The following is a 3,249-nucleotide window of genomic DNA, read 5'->3' as shown; positions in this document are numbered from 1 at the left end:
CCGAGGCCGGCGGCGATCAGTCGCTCGATGAACGGCACCGGCATCATCCGGTCGCGGCCCGACGTCACGGGGTGCGCGATGACGGCCACTCCCCCGGCCTGGGTGATCAGGCGTACGGCGGTGAGGGGATCCGGCGCATAGTGCGGCTCGTAGTACCCCTCGCGCGGGTGCAGGATGCCGTCGAACGCCTCGGTCCGGTCGCGGACGATGCCGCGGGCGATCAGCGCGTCGGCGATGTGGGGGCGCCCCACCGTCGCGTCCAGGTTCGTCTGCGCGACGACGTCCTCCCAGTCCAGGTCGTAATCCCGGCCGATGTTCCGGACGATCCGCTCGGCACGGCCGATCCGGTCTCCGCGGATGCGATCGGTCTCGGCGCGCAGGGCCGCGTTCTCGGGGTCGAAGAGGTAGCCCAGCACATGCACGCTGCGCCATTCGTGCTTCGCCGAGAGCTCCATTCCGGGGATGAAGGTCATTCCGAGCGCGACGGCCGCATCGCCCGCCTCGGCCCACCCGGTGGAGCGGTCGTGGTCGGTGAGCGCGGCCGTGCGGATCCCGTGCGCATGAACCTGCCGCATCACCTCGGCCGGAGACTCCGTGCCGTCGGACTGGTGCGAGTGCAGGTGCAGGTCGGCGGGACCGGTGAACCCGGCGGACGGAGTGGCCATCCTCCGAGCGTACCGAGCGCGACCGTCGCCGGGCGCGGAGGCGCACGGAGTGGATGTCGGGGCAGGGACTTCACAGGCGGCGCTTCTAGGCTGGAGGGGATGTTTCGACTACTGGGGATCCTCTTCACCGTCCTGCTCGCGATCGCGACGGCGATCGTGGTGTGGCCGCAGTTCTTCCACCTCGAGCAGACTTATCCCTTCGCCCAGCTCGTCTCCGTCCGCGGCCTGGTTCTCGGCGGCTTCCTCATCATCGTGGTGCTCGCCCTCCTGCTGTTGTTCGCGCGTCCGCTTCGCGGGTTCGCCGCGTCGGTGCTGATCGTCGCCCTGCTGGGAGCGAGCGCCACCGCACTGATCGGAGCCAACAGGGGCTTCGGAGCGACCGCCCTTCCGGAGAAGACCGACAGCAGCGTCCGAGTGCTCACCTGGAACACCGCGGGCGAGGCCGTGTCGGCCGACGTGATCGCACAGCGGATCCTCGACCAGGGCGCGGACGTGGTCGCGCTGCCCGAGACCACCGAAGAGGTCGGTGAGCGGATCGCGATCATGTTGAGGGAGCAGGGGCACCCGATGTGGGTGCACCACGTGCAGTTCCGCCCCGATGTACAGGACGGACCGCAATCCTGGCAGACCACGGTCCTGGTCGCCCCCGACCTCGGCGAGTACTCCGTCATCGAGTCGGCGAAGGACGGCACCAGCAACACGGGTTCCGTGCCCAGCGTCGTCCTGATGCCGATCGACGGCGAAGGTCCCACGATCGTCGCCGTGCACGCGGTCGCACCGCGCATGGAAGAGATGCAGCAGTGGCAGACCGATCTGCAGTGGATCGCCGACCAGTGCCCGCAGGGGGACTTCATCCTGGCGGGAGACTTCAACGCGACGATCGACCACATGGCCGGTCTCGGCGTGGAGGGCGGCGACATCGGCTACTGCCGTGATGTGGCGGCGCGCACCGGCAACGGAGTCACCGGCACCTGGCCGAGCTCGCTCCCGCCGCTCGCCGGTGCGCCGATCGACCACGTGATGGCCTCGCAGAACTGGACTCCGACCGGCTCCGTCGTCCTCGACGATGCCGGCGGCAGCGACCACCGCGCGCTCGTCGTGCAGCTGGAGCCCGCCGGCTGAACTCCCGTGCACTCCCTGCAGATGACAGACTGGAGGGATGAGCACCGGAGAGCGCGACACGATCGCAGAACCCACCGTCGAAGCATCGGCCGAGAACAGCACCACGAACCGCAAGCAGCCGTTCCCTCAGGGCTTCCTCGACACCATCTCCACCGGCTGGGCCGAGCGCCCGGAGACCCTTCCGGCTCCCCGCGCACAGGCCGCCTACGCCGCCGTCCGCCGTGCCGCCGTCTCGGCCGCGTTCCCCGGCAAGCGCCTGGTGATCCCCGCCGGCTCCCTCAAGCAGCGCAGCAACGACACCGACTACGTCTTCCGGGCGCACTCCGCCTTCGCGCACCTCACCGGATGGGCGTCGGACGCGGAGCCCGACTCGGTACTGGTCTTCGCGCCCACCGACTCGGGGCATGACATCACGCTCTTCTTCCGCGAGCGTGCCGACCGGACGACGACCGAGTTCTACGCCGATGCCACGGTCGGCGAGTTCTGGATCGGCCCCCGCCCGTCCCTGGCCGGCGTCGCCGCCGACCTCGACATCGCCACCGCCCACCTCGACGAGCTCGAGGCTGTGGCGGGCGAGCTCGTGCTCGAAGACGACGAGGCGCTGACCCGATTCGTCTCCGAGCTGCGCCTCATCAAGGACGAGTTCGAGATCGCCGAGATGCGCCGTGCGGTCGAGATCACGGCCGACGGGTTCGACGACATCATCCGCGAGCTTCCCGCCGCCGTCGCCCACGCCCGCGGCGAGCGCGTCGTCGAAGGAGTGTTCCACCGCCGGGCCCGCGAAGACGGCAACGGCGAGGGCTACGACACGATCGCCGCCTCGGGTCCCCACGCCTGCTACCTGCACTGGACGCGCAACGACGGCACCGTCGTCCCCGGCGACCTGATCCTGGTCGATGCCGGTGTCGAGGCCGACAGCCTGTACACGGCCGACATCACCCGCACGCTTCCCGTCTCCGGCACGTTCACCGAGGTGCAGCGCCGCGTGTACGAAACGGTGCGCGAAGCAGCGGATGCGGCCTTCGCTGCGGCGCGGATCGGTGTGCGGTTCCGCGATGTGCACGGCGCGGCCATGAAGGTCATCGCCGAGCGCACCGCCGAGTGGGGCCTGCTTCCGGTCACCGCCGAGGAGGCGCTCGATGCAGACAAGGGCGGCCAGCACCGCCGGTACATGGTGCACGGCACCTCGCACCACCTCGGCATCGATGTGCACGACTGCGCGCAGGCACGTCGGGAGATGTACTACGACGGCATCCTGGCCCCCGGCATGGTGTTCACGATCGAGCCCGGCCTGTACTTCCAGATCGACGACCTGACGGTTCCGGCCGAGCTCCGCGGGATCGGCGTGCGCATCGAGGACGACATCCTCATGACCGAGGACGGCCCGGTCAACCTGTCGGCGGACATCCCGCGCACGGCCGACGAGGTCGAGGCGTGGATCGCCCGGCTACAGGGCTGACAC

The 3,249-nt window shown here is 69.8% G+C and carries 3 protein-coding genes; 2 read left to right on the top strand and 1 reads right to left on the bottom strand.

Annotated features, from left to right (window positions below; genetic code table 11):
* Positions 1-665 (bottom strand): PHP domain-containing protein (locus ACNPM4_RS14170; RefSeq protein ID WP_448986080.1); only part of this gene is annotated, 665 nt, incomplete at its 3' end.
* A gap of 99 nt (positions 666-764) precedes the next feature.
* Here ACNPM4_RS14170 and ACNPM4_RS14165 point away from each other — a divergent pair.
* Both ACNPM4_RS14165 and ACNPM4_RS14160 read left to right on the top strand, forming a co-directional pair.
* On the top strand, positions 765-1,787 hold the full coding sequence (locus ACNPM4_RS14165) for an endonuclease/exonuclease/phosphatase family protein (protein WP_448986079.1): 1,023 nt from the start codon (positions 765-767) through the stop codon (positions 1,785-1,787).
* A gap of 37 nt (positions 1,788-1,824) precedes the next feature.
* Positions 1,825-3,246, top strand: a complete 1,422-nt coding sequence (locus ACNPM4_RS14160) for an aminopeptidase P family protein (RefSeq protein ID WP_448986078.1) — start codon at positions 1,825-1,827, stop codon at positions 3,244-3,246.
* The last annotated feature ends 3 nt before the right edge of the window (positions 3,247-3,249 follow it).

This window comes from Microbacterium umsixpiens, assembly GCF_053543675.1.
Note: the sequence above shows the minus strand (reverse complement) of the source record. Positions and strands in the feature narration are given on the sequence as shown.

What these genes read in the sequence shown, in the direction of transcription:
- ACNPM4_RS14160 (WP_448986078.1), top strand. Translation starts at nt 1,825, where the DNA reads ATGAGCACCGGAGAGCGCGACACGATCGCAGAACCCACCGTCGAAGCA.
- ACNPM4_RS14165 (WP_448986079.1), top strand. Translation starts at nt 765, where the DNA reads ATGTTTCGACTACTGGGGATCCTCTTCACCGTCCTGCTCGCGATCGCG.